The organism is Bradyrhizobium ferriligni, assembly GCF_056837965.1.
In genome coordinates, this window is sequence record NZ_JBXEJO010000084.1 from 14,316 (window position 1) to 37,159 (window position 22,844).

Sequence of the window (22,844 nt, forward strand, 5' to 3'; positions counted from 1 at the left end):
TTTTTGAGCGATGGGCCTGGTCGCCCAGAATTGTGCTGCGCGGGGCGGAAAATCCGACATAGACTGGTTCTAACAAGCTCGGATGACTAGCTAAAAAGCAGTCGTCGCGACCAGCGAAAAGAGGGCTAAATGGGAATCAACCAAGGGCCTATCAGCCTCGACCAGAAATACACCCAGGGCACCGGCCACGTCTTCATGACCGGGATCCAGGCGCTGGTCCGCCTGCCCATGGCGCAGATCAGGCGCGACCGCGCCGCGGGTCTCAACACGGCAGGCTTCATCTCCGGCTATCGCGGTTCCCCCCTCGGCGGCTACGACCAGCAGCTGTTCGCCGCTCGCAAGCATCTCGAGCAGTACAACATCAAATTCCAGCCCGGCGTGAACGAGGACCTCGCGGCCACCGCGATCTGGGGCTCGCAGCAACTCGCCCTGTCGCCGGGCGCCAAATATGATGGCGCAGTCGGCATCTGGTACGGCAAGGGCCCCGGCGTCGACCGCTGCGGCGACGTGTTCCGCCACGGCAATGCGGCGGGCTCCGCCAAGCATGGCGGTGTGCTCTGCCTTGCCGGCGACGACCATGGCGCGAAATCCTCCACCGTCCCGCATCAGTCCGACCACGCTTTCATCTCCGCGCTGATGCCCTACCTCTACCCCTCCAGCATCCATGAAATGATCGAGATGGGCCTCCTGGGTATCGCGATGTCGCGCTACTCGGGCTGCTGGGTCGGCATGAAGGTGATCACCGAGACGGTCGAGACGACCGCCGAGATCGACCTCACCGACGAGATGACGCCTTTCATCATCCCGACCGATTTCGAGCGCCCGCCCGGCGGCCTCAACATCCGCTGGCCGGACGACCGCTTCGAGCAGGACCGGCGGCTGCAGGACTACAAGGGCTTTGCCGCGATCGCCTTCGCCCGCGCCAACAAGGTCAACCGCATCACGATGGATTCGCCGAACGCGCGCTACGGCATCATGGCCTCGGGCAAGAGCTACGAGGACATCCGCCAGGCGCTGCGCGAGCTCGGCGTCACGCCCGAGATCGCCGCCAAGATCGGCATCCGCCTCTACAAGATCGGCATGCCCTGGCCGCTGGAGCCGGAGGGCGTGCGCAACTTCGCCGTCGGCCTCGAGGAGATCTTCATCGTCGAGGAGCGCCGCGAGATCGTCGAGAACCAGGTCAAGCAGGAGCTGTTCAACTGGCGCGACGACGTGCGTCCGCGCATCGTCGGCAAGATGGACGATCACGACAAGCGCTTCCTGACCTTCGCCGCCGAGCTCAGCGTGGCCTCGCTTGCGAGCTCGCTCACCGAACGGCTGCTTCGACTTAATCTCAATCCCGAAATCGCCGAGATGCTGCGCGCCAAGGCGGACTGGTTCAACGGCCGTCAGTCGACCCAGATGCAGGCGACGGCACCGGTCAGCCGCACGCCGTATTTCTGCTCGGGCTGTCCGCATAATACCTCGACCAAGGTGCCGGAAGGCAGCCGCGCGCTGGCCGGCATCGGCTGCCACTTCATGGCGCTGTGGATGAACCGCTCGACCGAGACCTTCACCCATATGGGCGGCGAGGGCGTGCCGTGGGTCGGCATCGCGCCGTTCACCAACGAGAACCACGTCTTCGCCAATCTCGGCGACGGCACCTATTTCCACTCCGGCATTCTCGCGATCCGCCAGTCGATCGCTTCCAAGGCCAACATCACCTACAAGATCCTGTACAACGACGCGGTCGCCATGACCGGCGGCCAGCGCCACGACGGCGATCTCTCGCCGCAGCAGATCACCTTCCAGCTCCATGCCGAAGGCATCCGCGAGATCTATCTGGTCTCGGAGAATCCGGACGCCTATCCGGCCGATACGATCGCGCCCGGCGTCAAGCTGTTCCATCGCGACGAGCTCGAGAACGTCCAGAAGATGTGCCGCGACACCAAGGGCACGTCGGCGATCGTGTTCGTGCAGACCTGCGCCGCCGAAAAACGCCGTCGCCGCAAGCGCGGCCTGATGGAGGATCCGCAGCGTCGCGTGCTGATCAATCCTGCCGTCTGCGAAGGATGCGGCGACTGCTCGGTGCAGTCGAACTGCATCTCGGTCGAGCCGCTGGAGACGGAGCTCGGGCGCAAGCGCACCATCAACCAGTCGACCTGCAACAAGGATTATTCCTGCGTGAAGGGCTTTTGCCCGTCCTTCGTCACGGTCGATGGCGGCAAGCTCAGGCGTCGCGCGCCGCCCGAGCTCGGCAGCATCGATAATCTGCCGGAGCCAGCCTCCAAGCCCGCGCTCGACCGGCCCTACAACATCGCGGTCGGCGGCGTCGGCGGCACCGGCGTGCTGACGATCGGCGCGCTGCTCGGTATGGCCGCCCATATCGAGGGCAAGGCCTCGATGATCCTCGACATGTCCGGTCTTGCCCAGAAGGGCGGCGCGGTGCTGAGCCACGTCCGGCTCTCCGAGCACACCGCCGACGTGACCTGCTCGCGCATCGTGACCGGAACGGCCGATCTGGTGCTTGCGGCCGACGAGGTCGTGGCGGCGTCGAAGGACACCATCACGCTGTGCGATGCGAGCCGCACCGTCGGCATCATCAACAGCCACGTGATCCCGACCGCGGACTTCATCCTGAACCGCGACTTCAACTTCCAGAGCCGCAAGGTCAACAGCGTGCTGGAGACCGAGCTGCGCAAGGACTCCGCCTTCTTCGACTTCACCAAGCCGGCCGAGGCGCTGCTCGGCGACTCCATCGCCACCAACATCATGATGATGGGCTTTGCCTATCAGCGCGGGTTGCTGCCGCTGTCTGCGGAGGCGATTCTGCAGGCGATCGAGGTTAACGGCGTCTCGATCAAGATGAACACGCAGGCGTTCCAGCTCGGTCGCCTGGCGGCGGCCGATCCGGCGCGCCTCGCCGTGATGATGAAGGGGCAGGATGACGACGCAGCCCCGGTCAAGACGCTGGATGCGATGTCGCTCGACGAGATCATCACCCACCGCATGGCGCTTCTGACGGACTATCAGAGCGCGCGTTTGGCAAGACGCTACCGTAAGCTGGTCGACCAGGTTCGCGACACCGCCACCAAGGGCGGCTACGGCGAGGCGCTGCCGCGCGCGGTCGCGATCAACTACGCAAAGCTGCTCGCCTACAAGGACGAGTACGAGGTGGCGCGGCTGTTCACCGACGGCCGCTTCGAGAAGCAGCTGCGCGATCAGTTCGAGGGCGAGTTCAAGTTCAACTTCAATCTCGCGCCGCCGATCCTCGGCGGCGGACTCGACGCGCAGGGCCGGCCGAAGAAGCGCGCCTTCGGGTCGTGGATGATGTCGGCCTTCAAGGTGATGGCGCGCTTCCGCTTCCTGCGCGGCACGCCGCTCGACATCTTCGGCTACAACGCCGACCGCAAGCTGGAGCGCGATCTGATCGCGGGCTACGAGAAGGATGTCGCGACGGTGCTGAACCTGCTGTCGCCGCTCAATCACGACATCGCGGTCGAATTGCTGGCGCTGCCCGATCGCATCCGCGGCTACGGCCCGGTGAAGGACAAAGCGATCAAGGAAGCGAAGGTTCGCTACGCGCAACTCGCCGCCGACCTCGCCAACCCGCCGCCCGCGCCGCGGCAGATGGCGGCGGAGTAGTGTAGCCACACATTCGGTGTCGTCCCGGGCAAGCGAAGCGCGACCCGGGACCCATAACCACCGTTGTTCGTTGTTGCGCGAGGCCGTTGCCGCAGCTTGGCCTCGCAACACAATCCTGTGGTTATGGGTCCCGGCCTTCGCCGGGACGACATCTGTGCGCACTGTGCACATGCTGCAGTCTCGCCTGACGGAATATTTCCGCGCTTGCCAAGGTCGCGCGTCCGGTTCAGAAAAACGCTCGAGCGAAGAAACGCCAGCGGAGAGCGATTTGACCATCAAGGGCAAGGCCTACATTGCCGGGATCTACGAACATCCCACCCGGCACGCACCCGATAAATCAACAGCACAGCTTCACGCTGAGGTCGCCAAGGGCGCGATCGAGGACGCCGGGCTCACCAAGGATGATATCGACGGCTATTTCTGCGCCGGCGACGCGCCGGGCGGGCTGTGGCCGATGGTCGATTATCTCGGCCTCAACACCAGGAAGCTGCGTCACGTCGACTCCACCGAGACCGGCGGCTGTTCCTATCTGATCCATCTCGGCCACGCCGCCGAGGCGATCGCCGCGGGCAAATGCTCGGTCGCGCTGGTCACGCTGGCGGGCAAGCCGCGCACCGGCCCGATGCCGCCGCGCGCCTCCGGCGCCGAGGCCGATTTCGAATTGGCCTACGGGGCTACCACGCACAATGCCTATGGCATGTGTGCCATGCGCCATATGCACGACTACGGCACCACCTCCGAGCAGCTCGCCTGGATCAAGGTCGCGGCCTCGCATCACGCGCAATACAATCCGCATGCGATGCTGAAAGAGGTCGTCACCGTCGAGGACGTGCTGAACTCGCCGATGATCTCCGATCCGCTGCACCGGATGGATTGCTGCGTCGTCACCGACGGCGGCGGCGCGATGATCGTCACGACGCCCGAGATCGCCAAGAGCCTGAAGAAGCCGCTGGTGCGCCTGATCGGCCATGGCGAGGCGATGAAGGGCCCGCGTGGCGGCAAGGATCTCGACCTGACTTACTCCGCCGGCGTGTGGTCCGGTCCGCGCGCCTTCGAAGAGGCGGGCGTGACGCCGAAGGACATCAAATACGCCTCGATCTATGACAGCTTCACCATCACCGTGCTGATGCAGCTCGAGGATCTCGGCTTCTGCAAGAAGGGCGAGGGCGGCAAGTTCGTCGCCGACGGCAATCTGATCTCGGGCGTCGGCAAGCTGCCGTTCAACACTGACGGCGGCGGCCTGTGCAGCAACCATCCCGTCAATCGCGGCGGTATGACGAAAATCCTCGAGGCTGTGCGCCAGTTGCGCGGCGAGGCGCATCCGAAGGTGCAGGTCAAGAACTGCGACCTCGCGATCGCCCACGGCACCGGCGGTCTGCTCGGCGTTCGCCACGCCGCCTCAACCTGCATTCTGGAGCGTGCGTGATGTCTGAAGCGAAGAAGTACAATGCCCCGGTGACCAACCCGGAGACCGCGCCGTTCTGGGAAGCGGCGAAGGCGGGCAAGTTCATGATCAAGCGCTGCAACACCTGCGGCGAGGCACATTACTTCCCACGCGCGATCTGCCCGTTCTGCTTCTCCGACAAGACAGTGTGGGAAGAGTCGAGCGGCGAGGCCACGGTCTACACCTACAGCCTGATGCGCAAATCGCCGACCGGTCCCTATGCGATCGCCTATGTGACGCTGAAGGAGGGTCCGTCGCTGCAGACCAACATCGTCGATTGCGATCTTGAGAAGGTGAAGATCGGCCAGAAGGTGAAGCTGGTGTGGAAGCCGACCGACGGCGCCCCGCTGCCGTTTTTCACGCCGGCCTGATTTCTACCCTCTCCCCTTGTGGGAGAGGGTGCCTTCGCTGAAAGCGAAGGCGGGTGAGGGGTCTCTCTCCGCGAAACGAATCTCTCTGCGGCGCGAACCCCTCACCGAAGCGAGTTTGTGACAAGCGCCGGTGTAGCCCTCTCCCACAAGGGGAGAGGGCGCAGCAATGGGCACCGCGCCCTAGAAAAGGTTCGGGGAGAAACAACAATGCCGATCGTGTACGAACAGCTGATGGCCCTGAAGAATCTCGGCCAGAAATACAGCTACGCCGACCGCGACGTGATGCTGTATGCCTATGGCATCGGCTTGGGAGCCGATCCGATGGACGAGAACGAGCTCGCCTTCGTCAATGAGGGCGTGCTGACGCCGCGTCCGCTCAAGGTGGTGCCGACCTTCGCCTCGGTCGCGGCCTGGGGCGCCGGTCCCGGCGAGATGAACCTCAACCGCGTCATGGTGGTCGACGGCGAGCGCGACATCACCTTCCACAAGCCGTTCGCGACCGCGGCGCACATCACGGCCGACTCGACCGTGCTCGACGTGTTCGACAAGGGCAAGGACAAGGGCGCGGTGATCCGCCACCAGACCGTGCTGAAAGACGAGAAGGGCGAGAAGCTCGCCACGCTGGTCGCCTCGCGCTTCGCCCGCGGCGATGGCGGCTTCGGCGGCCCGTCCGACGGCCAGCCCGAGCCGCACAAGGTGCCGGAACGCGCGCCGGACAAGATCGTCGATATCACGACGAGGCCCGACCAGGCGCTGGTCTATCGGCTCTGCGGCGACCGCAACCCGCTGCACTCCGATCCGGAGTTCGCCAAGAAGGCCGGCTTCCCGCGGCCGATCCTGCACGGCATGTGCACCTACGGCATCACCTGCCGCGGCGTGCTGCAGACCTATGCCGACTACGATCCGTCGGCCTTCAAGCAGCACGTGGCGCGGTTCTCCTCGCCGGTGTTCCCCGGTGAGACCGTGACCATGGAGCTGTGGAAGGACGGCAATGTGGTGTCGTTCGAGGCCAAGGTGAAGTCGCGAGGCGTCACCGTGATCAAGAGCGGCAAGACGGTGCTGGCGTAGCAACATGCGACGGCCGTCGACCCTCGCCCCGCTCTAGCGGGGTCGAGACGAGCGAAGCTCGCTCTTAGAGGGTTGGGGTGAGGGGCTCTCTCACCGCAACGGTGGTCTGCGGACAGACCTGTACCCCCTCACCCGGATCGCATCTCGCGATGCGATCCGACCTCTCCCCGCAAGCGGGGCGAGGTAAGAAAGAGCAACAATAAAGGGAGAAACAACCATGGGATTACTCGACGGTAAGGTAGCGCTGATCACGGGCGCCGGCGGCGGACTTGGTGAAGCCTATGCGAAGCTGTTCGCGCGCGAGGGCGCGGCCGTGGTGGTCAACGATCTCGGCGGCCCGCGCGACGGCTCGGGTTCGGACAAGTCGATGGCTGACAAGGTGGTCGACGCGATCAAGGCCGAAGGCGGCCGTGCGGTCGCCAACGGCGCCGACATCTCGACCTTGGCCGGCGGCCAGTCGGTGTTCGACGACGCCATCAAGCATTTCGGCCGCGCCGACATCCTGGTCAACAACGCCGGCATCCTGCTCGACGAGACCTTCCACAAGGCCAAGGAAGCCAACTGGGACAGGGTGATGAAGGTGCATTTGAAGGGCACCTTCTGCTGCACCCAGCCGGTGTTCAAATGGATGCGCGACAATGGCGGCGGCGTCATCGTCAACACGTCCTCGACCTCGGGCCTGATCGGCAATTTCGGCCAGACCAATTACGGCGCAGCCAAGGGCGGCATCTGGGGCCTCTCCAACGTGCTGGCGATCGAGGGCCGCAAGTACAACATCCGGATCTGGACCCTGGCGCCGGGCGCGCTGACCCGCATGACCGCGGACCTGCCCCGCTACAAGGAGAACCCGGGTGCGGCGCTCGGCCCGGACGGCATCGCGCCAGCCGTGCTCTACATGGTCAGCGACCTGTCGGGCGACCAGACCGGCAAGGTTCTCGGCGTCTCGGGCCCGCGCGGCGTCCGCGAGATGCGGATGATGGAAATGGAAGGCTGGAAGCCGCCATTTACCGGCTGGAAGGCCGAGGACATCGTCGCCCACGCCAAGGATATCTTCTTCTCCGAGGAGCAGATCAAGATGGGCGCGCGGCGGTTCTGATGTATACCGTCATTCCGGGGCACGCGAAGCGTGAACCCCAATGCGCAATTGCGCATTGTGGAATCTCGAGGTTCCGGGTCTGGTGCTGGCGCACCGTCCCGGAACGACGGACCAGAGGATAGATGCCAAATGACCAAGCTCACCGCCCAGGCCCAAGGAACCTTTGCGATCGCGCCGACCCCGTTCCACGATGACGGTCGCATCGATGAGGCGTCGATCGACCGGCTGACCGATTTCTACACCGATGTCGGCTGCGACGGCGTCACCGTGCTGGGCATCCTGGGCGAGGCGCCGAAGCTCGATGCCGCCGAGGCCGAGCAGGTCGCGCTGCGCTTCGTCAAGCGCGCCAAGAAGCTGCAGGTCATTGTCGGCGTCTCGGCGCCGGGCTTTGCCACGATGCGCTCGCTGGCGAAGAAGTCGATGGATGCGGGCGCCGCCGGCGTCATGATCGCGCCGTCGCCGCATCTGCGTACCGACGACCAGATCATCGGCTATTTCAAGCAGGCGCAGGAAGCGATCGGCGACGATATTCCCTGGGTGCTGCAGGACTATCCATTGACGCTGACCGTCGTGTTCACGCCGGCGGTGATCCGCAAGATCGTGATGGATTCGCCGTCCTGCGTGATGCTCAAGCACGAGGACTGGCCGGGCCTGGAGAAGATCTCGACCTTGCGCAACTTCCAGAAGGACGGCTCGCTGCGGCCGCTGTCGATCCTGGTTGGCAATGGCGGCCTGTTCCTCGATTTCGAGATGGAGCGCGGCGCCGACGGTGCGATGACCGGCTATGCATTCCCCGAGCTGCTGATCGACGTCGTCAACCTGTCCAAGGCCGGCAAGCGCGATGCCGCGCATGATCTGTTCGACGCGCATCTGCCGCTGATCCGCTACGAGCAGCAGCCCGGCGTCGGCCTCACCGTGCGCAAATACGTGCTGCAGAAGCGCGGCATCATCTCCTCCAGCGCGCAGCGCAAGCCGGGTGCTGTGATCACGCCGCAGGCGAGGGCGGAGGTCGACTATCTGCTTTCCCGCGTGGCGCGCGTCGACCGCCGCGCCAATCTGCAACCGCAATCCAGTGCAGCAGGCTAATCATGACCGAGATCATTGCCCCGCGACTTGCGTCGACCGTGCTGCTGCTGCGTGACGGCACGGCGTCACGTGAAATCGAAGTCTTCATGATGGTTCGCCATCACCAGATCGAGTTCAATTCGGGCGCGCTGGTGTTTCCGGGCGGTAGCGTCGACAAGAACGACAAGGAGATCGCGGCCGATCCCGCGCTCTATTCCGGCGGAGAAGGGCTCGACGGCGACGCGCTCGGCTTCCGCATCGCGGCGATCCGCGAGACCTTCGAGGAGAGCGGCATCCTGCTAGCGCGGCCGGTAGGCTCGAAGGACCTGGTCGATGCGAAGCGCGCGAACGAGATCGCGACCGTGCATCGCGCGGCGTTGAACGAAGGCAAGATCAGCTTCCTCAAGGTGCTGACCGACAACGGCATGGTGCTCGCGCTCGACGAGCTCGTGCCCTATGCGCACTGGATCACGCCGGAGGGCATGCCGAAACGCTTCGACACCTGGTTCTTCCTCGCCGCCGCGCCGCCCGAGCAGCTCGGCGCCCATGACGGCAAGGAATCGACCGACTCGATCTGGGTGTCGACCCGCGAGGCGCTGGAGGGCGGCGAGACCGGCCGCTTCAAGCTGCCGTTCCCGACCACGCGAAACCTTATCCGGCTCGGCAAGCAGCCGAACGTCGGTGCCGCGCTCGCCGACAGCAAGGGCAAGCCGATCGTCGCCGTGATGCCCGTGATGACCAAGACCGCCACCGGCCGCCAGCTCCGCATCCCCAAGGAAGCGGGCTACGACGGCGAGGTGTTCGACGTCGGGGCGCTGGGGTAAGCGTTATCCTGAGAGACGGCGAGTGCATGATTTGCAGGCGGCGCAACATACTCGATGTCGTCCCGGCGCAGGCCGGGACCCATAACCACCAACGTTCATTGTTGAGCGACGCTGGGGCCGCACCTTTTTCTTACAACACAACCCTGTGGTTATGGGTCCCGGCTTTCGCCGGGACGACGAGGGGAAAGCGAGGCGCTTTCTAACCACACTTCGGTCTGTAGCGAAGGATCACCGCCTCACATCGATGTAGATTCGTCTCAACCACCGAGACGGAATCCTATTATGACCACCGCCCCACGACAGCCCAACATGAGCTTCGAGCTCGCTTTGCTGCTCGCGCTCGCCACCCTGTGGGGCGGCTCCTATACTTTCATCAAGCTCGGCGTCGAAACCATCCCGCCGATCACGCTGATCGCGGCGCGCACCGCGATCGCGGGGCTCTTGCTGCTCGTCATCATGCGGATGCGCGGTGTGACGGCGCCGACCGATCGCGCGACCTGGCGCCGCTTCATCTTCCAGGCCTGCCTCAACAGCGTGATCCCGTGGACGCTGATCGCCTGGGGTGAACGCTTCGTCGATGCCGGGCTCGCCACCATCCTCAATTCGGCCTCGCCGATCTTCACCTTCCTGTTCACCGTCGCGGTCACCCGCCACGAGGCCGCGAGCCCGCGCAAGCTGTTCGGGGTGATATCAGGCATGGCCGGCATCTGCCTGATCGTCGGCGTCGATGCGTTCCACGATCTTGGGCAGGGGATCGTGGCCGAGGTCGCGATCGTCGCCGCCACCATCTGCTACGCCTGTGCCGCGATCTTCAGCCGCGGCTTCAAGGGACTCGATCCGATGGCGCCGGCGGCGGGTTCGCTGATCGCGGGCGCCGCGATCCTCGTTCCGCTCAGCCTTGTCGTCGAGCGGCCCTGGACGCTGTCGCCGTCGACGACGTCGCTCGCCGCATTGCTGGCGCTTGCGGTGTTCTCGACCGCGATCGCCTTCGTGATTTACTTCCGCCTGATCCAGACCCTCGGCTCGGTCGGCACCACCGCGCAAGCCTACTTGCGGGTGCCGATCGGGGTGGCGCTCAGCGTCATGGTGCTGGGCGAACGGCTGAGCCCGACGGCGTGGATCGGCCTCGCCTGCGTCGTGATCGGCGTCGCCGCGATGACGATTCCCTCGCGTAAGATCGCCACGGCCTGACGTCATCGCCGCGATGACGATTCCTGCACGAAGGATCGCCACAGCCTGAAGTTTCGCCCGCTGAAACCGGCGCCTTGCTGCCGTCAGGCAATCCCTGCATGCTGCCCGCAACGAGACCACAGGGCGGGAAACGGGACGATGTTGCGGCGGATCAGCCTCATTGCCGGTGCGTGCATGGCGTTGCTGGCGATGGCTGGCACGGTGCGCGCGCAGGACTTCCCGAGCCGGCCGATCCGCATCGTCATTCCCTATGCGCCGGGCAGCGTCGCCGACGTGTTCGCGCGCATCATGGCGCAGGACATGCAGGAGCAATGGAAGGGGACGATCGTGGTCGAGGCCAAATCCGGCGCCAACGGCTCGATCGCGGCCGAGGAGGTCGCACGCGCCGCGCCCGATGGCTACACATGGCTATTGGTGACGACCTTCTTCACCGCAAGCCCGGCACTGAACACGCAGCTGCGCTGGGATCCGGTCAGGGACTTCGTGCCGGTCGGGCAGATCTGTCTCGCCCCGAACTTCTTCATCGTGCCGACCTCGTTGCCGGTGAAAACCGTCGCCGACTATGTTGCGCTGGCCAAGGCCAAGCCGGGCACGCTGAACTACAGCCATCCCGGCAAGGGCTCGACCGGCCATCTCGGTTTCGAGCTGTTCAAGCGGCTCGCCGGCATCGACGTCACCGCGATCGGCTATCGCGGCTATCCGCAGATGGTGCCCGATATCGCGAGCGGCCTGATCACGTCGAGCTTCCTGTCGGCCAACCAGGCGCTGGCCCAGGTGCAGTCCGGCAGCATCCGGATCATCGGCGCGATCAGCGACGGCCGCTCGAAATATTTTCCCGACGTGCCGACCATGGCCGAGCAGGGCTTTGCCGAGGCGCAGGTGACGCCGTGGTTCGGCTTCGTGGTGCCGGCGGGCACGCCGCAGCCGGTGGTCGAACGCATCAGCGCGGCGCTCGAAACCGCGCTGGCCTCCGCCGAGGTGCGCAAGAAGCTGGATGTCGCCGGTTGCGACGCCCGGAGCGCGCCGCTGAAGCGCTTTGCCGACGTCATCGCGGCGGACGTCGCCCTCTGGGCCCGGGTGGTCAAAGAGGCCGGCATTCCGCCGGACTAAGCCGACGCGGCCTGTGCCGGAATCGGCCACCGGCACCCGCCCCGGGGGTGACGCCGGTCACACGCCGGCCGGCCCGGCCCTTCAGCATGTTTCCCCAAAGCCCGTAATTTCCCATATATTGGGGCCCATTGGACCCCGGCCTTGATGACATGACCGCTGAATTGCCGCCGAATTCGCAAGCGCCGCGTGCGTTCTCCCTCTCCATTGGCCAGCTCACGTTCGGCAGCTTCCTGCTGGTCCTTGCTGTGATCATCATCACATCCACCGCCAGCGTGATCGCGATCCGTCACATCGATACGACCTTCGCCGAGCTGCAGCGGCTGCAGAGCGTCGGCGACATCGCCGAGGATATCGACCGCCGCATGAACGAGTTGCGGCTCGCGGCGCGCGATTTCGTCACCGAGCCGGGCAGCCAGTCGGTCCAGGTCGCGGAGGCGGCCCAGTCGCTGAGCGAGATCCTGAAAAAGACCCGCATCAAGCTGGCGCCCGAGCAGCAGGACATGATCGACGGCGTCACCCAACGTCTGGCGACCTATCGCAACGGCATCGAGCGCATCTCGGCGCTGCTCAGTCGCCGAGCCGAGCTGGTCGCCGGGCTGCCGCCGCTGCGCGACGCCTTCGACAAGGCGACCGCCGCGAGCAACGATGCGGCGCTGGCCAATGCGCTGTCGCAATCCCAGAGCCGGATTGCCACCGCGCTGCTGGCGCACAACACGTCCGCCGCCGAGCAGGCCGCGCAGAGCATGCGGGCGATGACCATCTCCGATCCCGCGCTGCGCGGCGCCGTCGACAATTATGCCGAGGCGATCATCGCGGTCTCGGTGCGCGAGGGCCAGATCGCCGACATCGACAAGGAGGTGCTCGGCGCCGAAGGCCGGTTGATCCAGAAGGTCACCGAGCTGCTCCGCGAGCTCAGCTCTCGCCGCGGCCACGTGCTGTCGCGCGATTTTGCCCGGACGCTGGCTGAAGCAAAATGGCAGAGCATCGTGCTCGGCACGGCGGGCGTGCTGATCGGCCTGTTCGCGTCGGTGCTGGTGGTTCGCCGAACCGTCCGGCCGCTCGCCAGGATCGCGGGCTCGATCCGCAAGGTCGCCGGCGGCGAGAAGAGCGCGTTCATTCCCGGCGCCGACCTCGACAACGAGATCGGCGACATCGCGCGTGCCGCCGAAGTGTTCCGCCAGACTCTGGTCGACGCCGACAGCGCGCGCGAGGCGGCGCTGCGTGCGCTAGCCGAGCAGCGGCTCGCCGAGGAGAGCTACCACAAGCTGTTCGAGGCGTCGGTCGAGGGCATCTACGTCACGACGCCGGGCGGCGCGCTGCTCAACGCCAATCCGGCGCTCGCGCGGATGATGGGCTATGGCACGCCGCAAGACCTGATCAAGGGTATCGACGACATCGCAACCACCGTCTATGTCGATCCGGCGGCGCGCGAGCAGTACCAGCAGCTGATGCAGCGCGATGGCATGGTGCGCGACTACGAGTATCAGGTGCGCGCGAGCGACGGCACGGTGCTGTGGCTGTCCGATTCGGCGACCGTCGTCCGCAACGACGAGGGCGAGGTGGTCCGCTACGAGGGCACGGTGCGCGACATCACCGACCAGAAGCGCGCCGAAGACGCGATCGCCGAAGGCCGGCGGCTGTTGCAGATGGTCATCGACACGGTGCCCGCCGTCATCAACGTCAAGGACCGCGACCTGCGCTACGTGCTGATGAACCGCTACATGGCGGGGATCTTCGGCATCGAGCCGCAGGACGCGATCGGCCAGACCACCGGCGATTTGATGTCGCGCTACGGCGCGGCCAAGACCGATGAGAACGACAAGCGCGTCCTGTCGGCGCGCCGCGAGCTCGGCTTCTATGAAGAGGAGTACAAGGACGTCGCCGGCAACATGCGGCAGTGGCTGGTCAACAAGCTGCCGATCCTCGATGCGCAGGGTGACATCGAGAACATCGTCACGGTCGCGCTCGACATCGGCGAGCGCAAGCGCTCCGAGCAGGAGATGCGCAAGGCGCGGGATTCCGCGGAGGCCGCGCTGCGCAATCTGCGGGAAACCCAGAATTCGCTGATCGAGGCCGAAAAGCTCGCCGCGCTCGGCCGCCTGGTGGCCGGCGTCGCCCATGAGGTCAACAATCCCGTCGGGATCAGCCTGACGGTGGCGTCCGCGCTGGAGCGCAAGACCGCGAATTTCGCCACCCAGGTCGAGCGCGGCGACCTGCGCCGCTCCAGCCTGAACGACTTCCTGAACACGGCGCGCGATGCCTCCTCGCAACTCGTCGCCAATCTCAACCGCGCCGCGGAGCTGATCCAGTCGTTCAAGCAGGTCGCCGCCGACCGCAACTATTCCGACCAGCGCACCTTCGATCTCGGCGATCTCACCGAGCAGGTGGTGATGAGCTTGCGGCCTGGCCTGCGCAAGCACAACCTGACGCTCAACATCGATTGCGAGCCGAACCTGATTATGAACTCCTATCCGGGACCGTATGGCCAGGTGCTGACCAATCTGTTCCTCAACGCGGTCGCGCATGCGTTCCCGGACGGCAAGGCCGGTGAGGTCGAGATCCAGGTCCACGCCGCCGGAGGCGACAATGTCGAGGTGATCTTTGCCGACAATGGCTGCGGCATGAGCCTCGACGTGCGCCGCCGCGCCTTCGATCCGTTCTTCACGACGCGGCGCGATCAGGGCGGCACCGGGCTCGGCCTGCACATCGTCTACAGCATCGTCACCACGCGGCTCGGCGGCCGGCTCTCGCTGGATTCCGCGCCGGGCAACGGCACACGCATCCAGATGATCCTGCCGCGCGTCGCGCCGCTGGAGCAGGCCGCGGAGTAGGCACGAAGCGTAGTGGCCAACCGCGCGTTTGCTCTCGATCCGTCATCCCCGCGCAAAGGCGAAGCCTTTGCGCGGGGATGACGGGTCTGATGGTTTCACACCGCTAATTGATATCCGCGAGCTTGTGCAGCGTGGCGCCGAAGATCAGGCTCGCCTTGCCGACCAGTGCGGTCCCACTCATGGTGCCGCGGGTGTCGGTGAAGGTGCCGGAGACGCCGATGCCGACGGGCGCAGGCCCGCCGAACAGCGGGTTGTCGGTGTCACGCGGCGTCGTGTGGCGTTGCACAAGGACCTCGCCCTTGAAGGCATCGCCCTTCACCGTGTAGCTGCCGGTGTAGTAGAGATAGGCGTCGCCGCCCAGAATCTGGCCGTCGCGGAAGAGAATGACGCCGCTGCCCTTACCGACGCGACCGTCCAGCAGGGTGACGTGAATTGAGTAAAGTCCGTTCTTCATGACGTCCCGATTGCTGGCCGCCGCGCCCACGGCAAGCCAGTTGGTTTTTTATGCCAAAGCGAGCAACCTCGTGCAATGCGGCAGGTTGATTCCCGGGTGTCCCGCGTTCGGGTGACACCCTCGGTTCCTGCCAGGCAGTGTGACGGCGCGATGACAGCGGACCGTACGCGCGAATCAAAGTGGCCCGCGAAATGCATAGCTCTGGTTGCACTGGCCGGTGAGTGCTGGAGCAAACACATGTCTGACTGGATTGAATCCGGTGGCCATTGGGCACGCCCTCGCAGGCTCAATGGAACTTCGGCCCGTCATGCGGGCCACGTCATCGTATTCCTCGGGTTGATAACGCTGGTGTTGGTCGCGGCCGTGCGAATCGCGCAGGCGCGCGATCCCGACGGCCGCTACGCCAATTCGCCGCTGAAGGAATGGTTCGACGGCCTGCGCAGCGGCAAAGGGCCGTGCTGTTCGGATGCCGACGGCACAGCGGTCAGCGATGTCGACTGGGAATCCAAGGACGGGCACTATCGTGTCCGCCTCGACGGGGCGTGGATCGATGTCCCCGACGAGGCCGTGGTCACCGAGCCCAACCGGGTCGGTCGTGCCATGGTCTGGCCGATTCCGAGTTACATGGGCGTGACGATCCGCTGCTTCATGCCGGGCAGCATGACTTAGCGCCGCACGCGTGGCTTAGACGTATTTCTGGTCGCGCTCGAGCAATTCGATCGAGATGCCCTGCGGGCCGCGGATGAAGCAGATCCGCACGCCGGGACGGATCGTGGTTGGCTCCTTGGTGAATTCGACGCCCTTGGCCTTGATCTCGGCTGCAACCGCGTCGATGTCCTTCACCGTGAGCCCGAAATGATCGAGCCCCTGATAGGGCGTCACCGGCGCGGCGTTGACGCCGTCGCCCTGGGTCACCTCCGCAATGAACACCTTGGCGCCGCCGAGCTGGACGTCGATGCGGCCGGGGCCGCGGATGATCTCGCCGCCGAGAACGTCGCGCAGCCAGGTCGCGGTGGCCTCGGGATCGGGACTGCGCAGGTGGACGTGGTCCCAGGTGACGACAGGCATTGCGATCTCCTTGTTGTTCTCGCGCCGCTCGGGTGCGCGGCACTCGCTCTCGGGCGGCGCGAACTTAGCGAGCGGCCGGCCGTGAGGCCATCCCTCCGTGCTGCGGGCCGCAAGATTGTCGTCCCGGAATGAAACCATTGAGGCTGTCAGCGATTGTCTTCGCGTGGCCGCTCGACCTGCGGCCGCCCCGGAAGCCGCGCGGTGCGGCTTCCTCTCTGTGTGGGGGCGGCCCGATCAGGTCGCCAGGGTGAGGGCACGACGATGCGGATCGGCTTGGCGTCGTTTCGGAGGTTGGCCGCCGGACGTCTCGGTGAGGGCGGCTTCTACGCCAGCCTGCTGCTGCCGCTGATTGCGCTCGCCGGGATCGCCGCCTGGTTCATGCTCCCCGAGCCGAGCGACGCCGGAGACCAGGATGTCTGGCCGGTGTCGTCCAGCATCGTCCGCACCGCGCAGAACGCCTCGACCGGCGCGCAACCCGCCCAAATCACAAATCAGGCCGCGAGGGATGCGCTGGCCGCACCGGCTGACGAGCCGACCACCGTCGGCGTGGCCACCGCCCCACAGGGGGCCGAGGAGGCCAGGTCGTCCGGGCCTGGCGCTGAAAGGTCGCCGCTGGACAGGTTGCGGATCGCCTCGCAATCGTGGCGGCGCGGCGGGCTGGGTTCGAAGGCGCTCGTCACCCTGACGCTGCGCAATGCCAATGATTTCGCCGTCAAGGATATCGAGATCGCCTGCGCCTTCATCCGCCGGGACGGTCGGCCGCTGACCGAGCGCAAACGGCTGATCTCCGACACCATCGCCATGAAAAGCCGCAAGACCTACTCGCGGATGTTGGTCGGGTTCGTCAATGTGAACGCAAACAAGGCGAGATGTTCGGTCGTGACGGCGAGCCGCCTTTAAGTCCCGGCATCCCGAAAAAGTGACCGCGAATTGACTTGCCGGGTGAACCGTAACGGCCGGACAGGAACTAACTAATAAACCAGCCGTTAGCGAACGACCCGGGAGCGCGGACCGCGTCCGGGATGATCATGCGCAGACGATGAAATCGCCCGCGCGATGACTGATGTCGTCGCGCCGAGATGAACCGCGCCCGCTGCGCGGGGGGAGCTACCAAAATGCCTGTGGCGCGTTATTTCCTGTTCGTTGGTGGAGTGCTGCTCGCGCTGCTCTTCGTCGTCAATTCTATCGTGCCGCAGGAGGCCGTGGTCGCCGGCCAGAACCAGGGCCTGTCTTCGCCGGGCGTCGACAAGACCATGGTGCGCATCAAGTCGATCCAGAAATTGCCCGAGCGGGTGGTCTACGACACCAATTTGCCGACCATTGTTCCAGCGCAGGTCAACGCGGTCGCCGCGGCCGTCCCGTCGGCTACGGGTGACGCGTCGGCGCAAGCCCGTGTCCGCAATACGTTCGCCCAGTTCATTCCGCCGGAGAAGGCTGACGCGCAGAAGGTCGCGGCCGAGGCAAAGCCGGCCGAGCAGCCGGCGCAGGCCCAGCCTCAGGCGCCGAAGAAGCGCAAGGTCGCGCGCTACCATGCCCATCCCCAGCAGCCGATGCGGCTGGCACAGCCCGGCATGTATCAGCCCTACCGCGTCGCGCAGCAGCAGCGCATGGGCTTCTTCGGCGGCTTCGGCACCTGGTAAGAAAGGGCTGCCGCAGCCGGCAATCGATCCGCCGCCGCAAACACTTGCGGCGGCTTTTTCATGTCCGCGATCAGGCGGGTGGACGGATCCGAGACGGCGTCCGAGCGCCGCTCGCTACCTTTAGCGCGGCAGGACCTTTAGCGCGGCAGGCGCGGAATCTTGTCCGCGAAGCCGTTGTAGCAGGTCAGCCGCTCGTCCTCTTCCTTCACGAAGCGGCAATCGTTGACGCCCTTGGCCGGGGCGGCCTTCGGCTTCGGCTGCGGCTTGAAAATCTCGTCGTAGCAGATCAGCCGCTCCTTGGTGGCGTCGTCGATGTCCTGACAGGCCTGAAGCTTCTGGGCGACCGATTGCGGCTTGCCGGGCGCGGCAGGCTTCTCGCCCTTCTTGGCGGCCGACTTCTTGCCGACCTGGACCAGCGGCTTGTCGCCGACCATTGGCTGCGACGTCGCCGCCGCCGGCTTGTCTGCGTCGGCGGGGGCCGGCGTGGTGCCTTGGGCAAGCGCGGCAGCCGGGCAGAAGAGCGCCAGCGCGAGGATGATATGTCTCATGTCGAAAATGTCCGAAATGGCGTGATGACCGGAAGGATGGCGCCGGGGATCGGAAAAGCCCGGCAAGCGCCGAGACTTAACGCAAGTCTTGCCCGAATCCTACCCCAGAGGCGATCCGCCCGGCACCGATCCACCGGCAAAAGTGAGGGCAATTCGTCGCCGTTTGACCCGCGGGAAAGCGTGAATTGCCTTTGCCCGGCGGGGCGGCTATGACGACGCCATCTGCGCGACTGGCGCTTGGATGGACCACCATCGGGGAGCGCAGAGACTGAACGCCGCGCGCCTGGGCACCGCTTCGAAACGGAGGTGCCATGACGGCGAACATTCTCGATGGGCATGCACATGCCCAAATTGTCATCGACAAGATTGCTGGCGAACTCGACCGGCTGCCCCGCGCACCGGGGCTTGCGGTCGTGCTGGTCGGCTGTGACCCGGCGAGCCAGATCTATGTGCAGAGCAAGGTCAGGATGGCCGAACGGCTCGGCCTGCGCGGCGAGGTCGCACGCCTGCCGGGTGATGCCAGCGAGGCCGATCTGCTTGCCAGCGTAGAGGCGCTGAATGCACGCGACGATATCGACGGCATCCTCGTGCAGCTGCCGTTGCCCGCGCATATCGACGCCTTGCGCGTGATGGCGGCGGTCGATCCCGCCAAGGACGTCGACGGCCTGCACGCCCTGAACGCCGGCCGGCTGTTTCACGGCGACGATGCGCTGGTGCCGTGCACGCCGCTCGGCTGTCTCCGGCTGATCAAATCGACCCTGCCAGACCTCACCGGCGCCCATGCCGTGGTGATCGGCAGCTCCAACATCGTCGGCAAGCCGATGGCCGCGCTGCTGCTGCAGGAGCACGCGACCGTGACGCAGACCCATATCCACACCCGCGGCATCAGCAGGATCTGCCGCGAGGCCGACATCCTGGTGAGCGCGGTGGGCAAGGCCGGCCTCGTGCGCGGCAACTGGATCAAGCCGCAGGCCATCGTCATCGACGTCGGCACCACGCGCGTCGTGAAGCCGGACGGCGGCTATGCGGTGTGCGGCGACGTCTCGTTCGACGAGGCTGTGCAGGTCGCCGGCGCGATCACGCCGGTGCCGCGCGGCGTCGGCCCGATGACGATCGCCTGCCTGATGGAAAACACGGTGAAGGCCGCAAAGGCGAGGGCGGCCCGGCTGCAATAGCGCGGGATGCCTGCGGCGATATGCGCGCGGCGGGTGTCGCCCGTGTATCGCGCGCGAAGTTCATGACGTCCGGGGTAATGGAAAGCCCGCACCATTGGTCTAGCATCGCGCGACAGATGGAGGCGCGCGATGCTGTATGCGGAAGATCTCACCGAGGGCCAGACGTTCAGGCTTGGCAGCTACACCATCGGTGAGGCCGAGATCCTGGAGTTCGCCGGGAAATATGATCCGGTGCCGATCCATACCGATCCCGTCGCGGCGGCAGTGGGCCCGTTCGGCGGCCTGATCGCAAGCGGCTTCAACACCATTGCGATCTATCAGCGGCTCGTCGTGGAGGCGATCTGGACCAAGGTGGCGGGGATCGTCGGGCGGAGCTTCGAGATTCGCCTGCCGAGCCCGGTTCGGCCCGGCGCCACGCTCACGGGCCAATCCCGGATCCAGAAGATCACAATCAGGCCGGAGCGTCGCGACGCCGTCGTGATCTTCAAGACGGAGCTGGTCAACGACGAGCAGCGCCCCGTTCTTGTCCTCGTGCTCGACGCGCTGATCCACATGCGGCCGGCGGAGCAGGGGCGGCCGCAACTCGGCTGAGGGGTATCCCGAAGTCATCCGCCTCGGACGGCGGCCAACGCCACTATGTGTTTTCCGCACGCGATCTTGTCGTGGCGCAATGTTGCGGCAAATATGACAGGCTGGCGGCAGAACAGCAGCGTATTAATGACGTCATCATCGACGAGTCGTGCTGCCCGGTGTTGACTTCGTCGATGCGCCGAAGGCATTCGACCCAGACGGATGTGCCGACGTGAAACGCAGCAAGCAGACGCACGGAGAGATCGAAGCCAGGCGGCGCAAGGCCGAGGAATGGCGCCGCATCCAGGCGCAACGCGCCGCTGAACGGCAACGGCTTCGCGACTACAAGATTGCCCTGGCGCGCGACGAGGTTGCCGTGGATACGACGCGGCTCGCGCCATCGAACAGCTATTCGACTCCCGATTTCGTTCTGCGCGGAACCTATCGACCGGAGCCCTTCGTCTGCAAGGACTGCGGCGTTGCCGAGGTCTGGACGCCGTTGCAGCAGAAATGGTGGTACGAGACCGCCAAGGGCGATGTATTTACCGCGGCGGTGCGCTGCCGGGCCTGCCGCACCAGGGAGCGCGCGCGCAAATCCGCCGCACGCCGCGTGCATCTGGAAGGACTCGCAAGGAAGAAACCTCCCGTCTCGTAGCGATGGGCGTGACTTCAGAGCCGCACTTCACATCTGATACGCGGGGAACCAGTGCGCAGGCGGTCAATGCGTCGCGCGTGCGGAACGTTTCGTTGCCTGATTGGTTCGAGACCTTGAAGCCCCCGATGTGGGGTGCGGGCGGGGAGGAACCAGCCAAGGAAACTTGTCAAGGAAACCTGTCAAGGAAACCATCGCGGCCGGAACCAACGAGAAGGAGCAGCGGATGAAACTCAATTCCACGCAAGTCAAGCAGACCATGACGCAACTGAATGCCCAGGTGCTTCCGGACGATCACCCGGCCGTGGCGCAACTGAACAGCGTGTTCGGTGAGCACACATTCTTCGTCGACACCAGCGGGCTCAAGGTGCTCGAACCGGCCCAGACCTCCGACATGCCGGGGCAGACGGGCGAGGTCGTCAGTCTCGCCGAGTGGAGCGATCCGGAGCTGACGTCGCTTCGGCCGCACGAGCCCGAGCCGACCGGCGTGCTCATCGCGCTTGAACCCAGCAAGCACTGAAGCGTTCCAGCGCGAAGTGGATACCGGTTCGCGCAAGCAAAACGCCACCAAGCAAGGGGATTGAGAGCATGATCCGATTCAATCGGATCATGCTCTTTGTGCTGCATCGCGCGGCACCCGCGATCGGCCGTCCTGATGGCGACAGCCCCGACGTCAGATCAAGAGGTGCCGAAAGTCACATGGCAAATCAGCACCGCCTGCGTATGCATCGGTTCGAGATGGGTATCCAGGCGGTGAGGGGCAGATGGGGATCGTGCGGCGCTGGAGCCCTGACGAGGACGAGAAGCTCAGGGAACTCGCCAGGGCCGGCAAGAACGCTCTCGAGATCAGCAACGAACTGACCCGCAGCGCTTCGGCCGTGCGCCGGCGCGCCGAGGTCCTGTCGGTTCTGATCATGGCAAAGGCGTTTCGCGCGCGCCCGTCGCATGTCGCCACCCATCTCGAGCGGGTCGCGATCGACGCGATCCGCAACCGCCGTCCGTTTCCCGCGGGCGTCGGGCCGAGCACCATTGCCGGAATGATCGAGAAGGGCTGGATCGTCCCCGAGATGGGGCGCAGATACAACGTGACCGATGCCGGCGTGGAGGCCGTGCGGCGGAAGATTCCGAGCGGGTGAGAGCGGAGCAGGCTGCGCGTTCGAAGCACTGCGCCGAAGCGGCTCGCCCGGCGCCGTGCGAGCGGGCGGCTATTCGACACCGAACGCAAGATTTTGCGCCCGAGACGGCTGCCTGGTCCGTTCAATGATTGGAGGCGCGACGACCAGCGGTCTCCCGTCCACCCTCCGATCTGATTGCCCCGATGCTCAACGCCCAGCAAGCCCAAGCCGACCGATACCAGCGTTTCGCCGATCTTGCGCCTTTCGTTCACGAGGCGATCGGTACCATCGGCGCGTTGACCCCGGCTCAGCGGTTGGATGCGGATTTCCTCGAACGCGAATTCATCCCTGCGCTGGGGCTCAATGACGAACTGCTTCACGAGCAGCCGCCGGAGCTGGCGCCGAGCTTCGGCAAGGGCCTCCACCTCTGGCAATATCCGAACCAGCTTGCGCCATATCTCGCCTGGCTTGCGCGCAATGCGTCCGGCATCTCCTCATACATGGAGATCGGCTGCCGCTGGGGCGGCATGTTCATCCTGGTGACGGAATGGCTCAGGAACAGCGGCGCCGACCTGAAGACCGTGATTGCACTCGATCCGATCGCGCCGACGCCGTTCATCTCGGCCTATTTCGATCTGCTGCAGCAGCAGGCCGCTATCGAGCCGATCTACATGCAGGATTTTTCAACCTCGCCGCTGGTCGGTGCGCATGTCGACCGGCTGAAGCCGGACTTCGTTTTTATCGACGGCGATCACAGCCTGCGCGGTGCGCTACAGGATCATCTGCTGGTGCGTTCGCACGCCCGTATCATCGTGCATCATGACATCCATTCCCAGGCCTGTCCCGATACCACGCTGCTCTGGAAGGCGCTGAAGCAGTTCGAGGCGCCGAGCTTCGATACGTTCGAATTCACCAGCCAGTATCCGTCCGTCAATGGCTCATTCCTCGGCATCGGCGCCATGAAACGGCGCTGACCCGGACAAGGCGGCACGACACTT

General features: G+C 65.3%; 22 protein-coding genes and 1 riboswitch. Of the genes, 19 read left to right on the plus strand and 3 right to left on the minus strand.

Translation table 11 applies throughout. The features are described from left to right. Positions 1-129: 129 nt before the first annotated feature. From AC1VNY_RS35895 to AC1VNY_RS35940, 10 genes are all read left to right on the plus strand, one after another. Positions 130-3,624, plus strand: coding sequence for an indolepyruvate ferredoxin oxidoreductase family protein (locus tag AC1VNY_RS35895; RefSeq protein WP_482408707.1), 3,495 nt, complete (start codon positions 130-132; stop codon positions 3,622-3,624). Positions 3,625-3,892: 268 nt separating this feature from the next. Then, the gene (locus AC1VNY_RS35900; protein ID WP_076858214.1) at positions 3,893-5,050 is read left to right on the plus strand and encodes a thiolase domain-containing protein; all 1,158 of its coding nucleotides are present in this window, start codon (positions 3,893-3,895) and stop codon (positions 5,048-5,050) included. Beyond that, positions 5,050-5,439, plus strand: a complete 390-nt coding sequence (locus AC1VNY_RS35905; protein ID WP_482408708.1) for a Zn-ribbon domain-containing OB-fold protein — start codon at positions 5,050-5,052, stop codon at positions 5,437-5,439. The genes AC1VNY_RS35900 and AC1VNY_RS35905 overlap by 1 nt, the downstream gene beginning before the upstream one ends. Before the next feature lie 207 nt (positions 5,440-5,646). After that, complete coding sequence (locus AC1VNY_RS35910) at positions 5,647-6,507, plus strand: MaoC family dehydratase (RefSeq protein WP_482408709.1); 861 nt, start codon at positions 5,647-5,649, stop codon at positions 6,505-6,507. A 217-nt stretch (positions 6,508-6,724) separates the two neighbouring features. Then, complete coding sequence (locus AC1VNY_RS35915; RefSeq protein WP_411783159.1) at positions 6,725-7,603, plus strand: SDR family oxidoreductase; 879 nt, start codon at positions 6,725-6,727, stop codon at positions 7,601-7,603. Positions 7,604-7,732: 129 nt separating this feature from the next. After that, positions 7,733-8,689, plus strand: a complete 957-nt coding sequence (locus AC1VNY_RS35920) for a dihydrodipicolinate synthase family protein (RefSeq protein WP_482408710.1) — start codon at positions 7,733-7,735, stop codon at positions 8,687-8,689. Positions 8,690-8,691: 2 nt separating this feature from the next. Then, positions 8,692-9,492 carry an NUDIX hydrolase gene (locus AC1VNY_RS35925; RefSeq protein ID WP_482408711.1) on the plus strand — a complete coding sequence of 267 codons (801 nt, stop codon included), beginning with the start codon at positions 8,692-8,694 and terminating at the stop codon, positions 9,490-9,492. 282 nt (positions 9,493-9,774) lie between these two features. Beyond that, positions 9,775-10,683, plus strand: coding sequence for a DMT family transporter (locus AC1VNY_RS35930; protein ID WP_482408712.1), 909 nt, complete (start codon positions 9,775-9,777; stop codon positions 10,681-10,683). 138 nt (positions 10,684-10,821) lie between these two features. Further along, the gene (locus tag AC1VNY_RS35935; RefSeq protein ID WP_482408713.1) at positions 10,822-11,793 is read left to right on the plus strand and encodes a Bug family tripartite tricarboxylate transporter substrate binding protein; all 972 of its coding nucleotides are present in this window, start codon (positions 10,822-10,824) and stop codon (positions 11,791-11,793) included. 149 nt (positions 11,794-11,942) lie between these two features. After that, complete coding sequence (locus AC1VNY_RS35940; RefSeq protein WP_482408714.1) at positions 11,943-14,624, plus strand: PAS domain S-box protein; 2,682 nt, start codon at positions 11,943-11,945, stop codon at positions 14,622-14,624. Between the two features lie 103 nt (positions 14,625-14,727). Here AC1VNY_RS35940 and AC1VNY_RS35945 read toward each other — a convergent pair whose 3' ends face one another. After that, positions 14,728-15,078, minus strand: a complete 351-nt coding sequence (locus AC1VNY_RS35945; RefSeq protein WP_026192881.1) for a GrlR family regulatory protein — start codon at positions 15,076-15,078, stop codon at positions 14,728-14,730. A 237-nt stretch (positions 15,079-15,315) separates the two neighbouring features. Here AC1VNY_RS35945 and AC1VNY_RS35950 point away from each other — a divergent pair, with 237 nt between their 5' ends. Next, complete coding sequence (locus AC1VNY_RS35950; protein ID WP_240537240.1) at positions 15,316-15,747, plus strand: hypothetical protein; 432 nt, start codon at positions 15,316-15,318, stop codon at positions 15,745-15,747. Between the two features lie 15 nt (positions 15,748-15,762). Here AC1VNY_RS35950 and AC1VNY_RS35955 read toward each other — a convergent pair whose 3' ends face one another. Further along, positions 15,763-16,146 carry a VOC family protein gene (locus AC1VNY_RS35955; protein ID WP_482408726.1) on the minus strand — a complete coding sequence of 128 codons (384 nt, stop codon included), beginning with the start codon at positions 16,144-16,146 and terminating at the stop codon, positions 15,763-15,765. Between the two features lie 261 nt (positions 16,147-16,407). On the opposite strand from AC1VNY_RS35955, the gene AC1VNY_RS35960 reads away from it, so the two are divergent. Further along, positions 16,408-17,046: a hypothetical protein gene (locus AC1VNY_RS35960; RefSeq protein WP_482408715.1), complete on the plus strand. Its 639-nt coding sequence runs from the start codon at positions 16,408-16,410 to the stop codon at positions 17,044-17,046. Positions 17,047-17,261: 215 nt separating this feature from the next. Beyond that, positions 17,262-17,786 carry a hypothetical protein gene (locus AC1VNY_RS35965; RefSeq protein WP_482408716.1) on the plus strand — a complete coding sequence of 175 codons (525 nt, stop codon included), beginning with the start codon at positions 17,262-17,264 and terminating at the stop codon, positions 17,784-17,786. Positions 17,787-17,923: 137 nt separating this feature from the next. Here AC1VNY_RS35965 and AC1VNY_RS35970 read toward each other — a convergent pair whose 3' ends face one another. After that, positions 17,924-18,334, minus strand: a complete 411-nt coding sequence (locus tag AC1VNY_RS35970; RefSeq protein WP_028339251.1) for a hypothetical protein — start codon at positions 18,332-18,334, stop codon at positions 17,924-17,926. A 216-nt stretch (positions 18,335-18,550) separates the two neighbouring features. Beyond that, a riboswitch (ZMP/ZTP riboswitch) is annotated at positions 18,551-18,630 on the plus strand. 15 nt (positions 18,631-18,645) lie between these two features. Between AC1VNY_RS35970 and AC1VNY_RS35975 the strand changes: the two genes are divergently transcribed. The 6 genes from AC1VNY_RS35975 to AC1VNY_RS36000 all read left to right on the plus strand — a co-directional run bounded on the left by AC1VNY_RS35975 (position 18,646) and on the right by AC1VNY_RS36000 (position 22,820). Continuing rightward, the gene (locus tag AC1VNY_RS35975) at positions 18,646-19,509 is read left to right on the plus strand and encodes a bifunctional 5,10-methylenetetrahydrofolate dehydrogenase/5,10-methenyltetrahydrofolate cyclohydrolase (RefSeq protein ID WP_482408717.1); all 864 of its coding nucleotides are present in this window, start codon (positions 18,646-18,648) and stop codon (positions 19,507-19,509) included. Positions 19,510-19,638: 129 nt separating this feature from the next. Beyond that, positions 19,639-20,100 (plus strand): MaoC/PaaZ C-terminal domain-containing protein, encoded by a 462-nt coding sequence (locus AC1VNY_RS35980; protein ID WP_482408718.1) that lies wholly within the window; start codon positions 19,639-19,641, stop codon positions 20,098-20,100. Between the two features lie 211 nt (positions 20,101-20,311). Next, entirely contained in the window at positions 20,312-20,734 is a 423-nt protein-coding gene (locus AC1VNY_RS35985; protein WP_482408719.1) for a zinc-ribbon domain containing protein, read from the plus strand. 223 nt (positions 20,735-20,957) lie between these two features. Then, positions 20,958-21,251: a hypothetical protein gene (locus tag AC1VNY_RS35990; protein WP_016846480.1), complete on the plus strand. Its 294-nt coding sequence runs from the start codon at positions 20,958-20,960 to the stop codon at positions 21,249-21,251. A gap of 244 nt (positions 21,252-21,495) precedes the next feature. Then, positions 21,496-21,867, plus strand: a complete 372-nt coding sequence (locus tag AC1VNY_RS35995) for an SANT/Myb-like DNA-binding domain-containing protein (protein ID WP_016846479.1) — start codon at positions 21,496-21,498, stop codon at positions 21,865-21,867. A gap of 182 nt (positions 21,868-22,049) precedes the next feature. Continuing rightward, entirely contained in the window at positions 22,050-22,820 is a 771-nt protein-coding gene (locus tag AC1VNY_RS36000) for a hypothetical protein (RefSeq protein ID WP_482408720.1), read from the plus strand. Positions 22,821-22,844: the final 24 nt, after the last annotated feature.

Bases quoted from the DNA above. Each gene is read 5' to 3' on its own strand.
- AC1VNY_RS35895 (WP_482408707.1), top strand. From the start codon at position 130: ATGGGAATCAACCAAGGGCCTATCAGCCTCGACCAGAAATACACCCAG.
- AC1VNY_RS35905 (WP_482408708.1), top strand. From the start codon at position 5,050: ATGTCTGAAGCGAAGAAGTACAATGCCCCGGTGACCAACCCGGAGACC.
- AC1VNY_RS35910 (WP_482408709.1), top strand. From the start codon at position 5,647: ATGCCGATCGTGTACGAACAGCTGATGGCCCTGAAGAATCTCGGCCAG.
- AC1VNY_RS35915 (WP_411783159.1), top strand. From the start codon at position 6,725: ATGGGATTACTCGACGGTAAGGTAGCGCTGATCACGGGCGCCGGCGGC.
- AC1VNY_RS35920 (WP_482408710.1), top strand. From the start codon at position 7,733: ATGACCAAGCTCACCGCCCAGGCCCAAGGAACCTTTGCGATCGCGCCG.
- AC1VNY_RS35925 (WP_482408711.1), top strand. From the start codon at position 8,692: ATGACCGAGATCATTGCCCCGCGACTTGCGTCGACCGTGCTGCTGCTG.
- AC1VNY_RS35930 (WP_482408712.1), top strand. From the start codon at position 9,775: ATGACCACCGCCCCACGACAGCCCAACATGAGCTTCGAGCTCGCTTTG.
- AC1VNY_RS35935 (WP_482408713.1), top strand. From the start codon at position 10,822: ATGTTGCGGCGGATCAGCCTCATTGCCGGTGCGTGCATGGCGTTGCTG.
- AC1VNY_RS35940 (WP_482408714.1), top strand. From the start codon at position 11,943: ATGACCGCTGAATTGCCGCCGAATTCGCAAGCGCCGCGTGCGTTCTCC.
- AC1VNY_RS35945 (WP_026192881.1), bottom strand. From the start codon at position 15,078: ATGAAGAACGGACTTTACTCAATTCACGTCACCCTGCTGGACGGTCGC.
- AC1VNY_RS35950 (WP_240537240.1), top strand. From the start codon at position 15,316: ATGTCTGACTGGATTGAATCCGGTGGCCATTGGGCACGCCCTCGCAGG.
- AC1VNY_RS35955 (WP_482408726.1), bottom strand. From the start codon at position 16,146: ATGCCTGTCGTCACCTGGGACCACGTCCACCTGCGCAGTCCCGATCCC.
- AC1VNY_RS35960 (WP_482408715.1), top strand. From the start codon at position 16,408: ATGCGGATCGGCTTGGCGTCGTTTCGGAGGTTGGCCGCCGGACGTCTC.
- AC1VNY_RS35965 (WP_482408716.1), top strand. From the start codon at position 17,262: ATGCCTGTGGCGCGTTATTTCCTGTTCGTTGGTGGAGTGCTGCTCGCG.
- AC1VNY_RS35970 (WP_028339251.1), bottom strand. From the start codon at position 18,334: ATGAGACATATCATCCTCGCGCTGGCGCTCTTCTGCCCGGCTGCCGCG.
- AC1VNY_RS35975 (WP_482408717.1), top strand. From the start codon at position 18,646: ATGACGGCGAACATTCTCGATGGGCATGCACATGCCCAAATTGTCATC.
- AC1VNY_RS35980 (WP_482408718.1), top strand. From the start codon at position 19,639: ATGCTGTATGCGGAAGATCTCACCGAGGGCCAGACGTTCAGGCTTGGC.
- AC1VNY_RS35990 (WP_016846480.1), top strand. From the start codon at position 20,958: ATGAAACTCAATTCCACGCAAGTCAAGCAGACCATGACGCAACTGAAT.
- AC1VNY_RS35995 (WP_016846479.1), top strand. From the start codon at position 21,496: ATGGGGATCGTGCGGCGCTGGAGCCCTGACGAGGACGAGAAGCTCAGG.
- AC1VNY_RS36000 (WP_482408720.1), top strand. From the start codon at position 22,050: ATGCTCAACGCCCAGCAAGCCCAAGCCGACCGATACCAGCGTTTCGCC.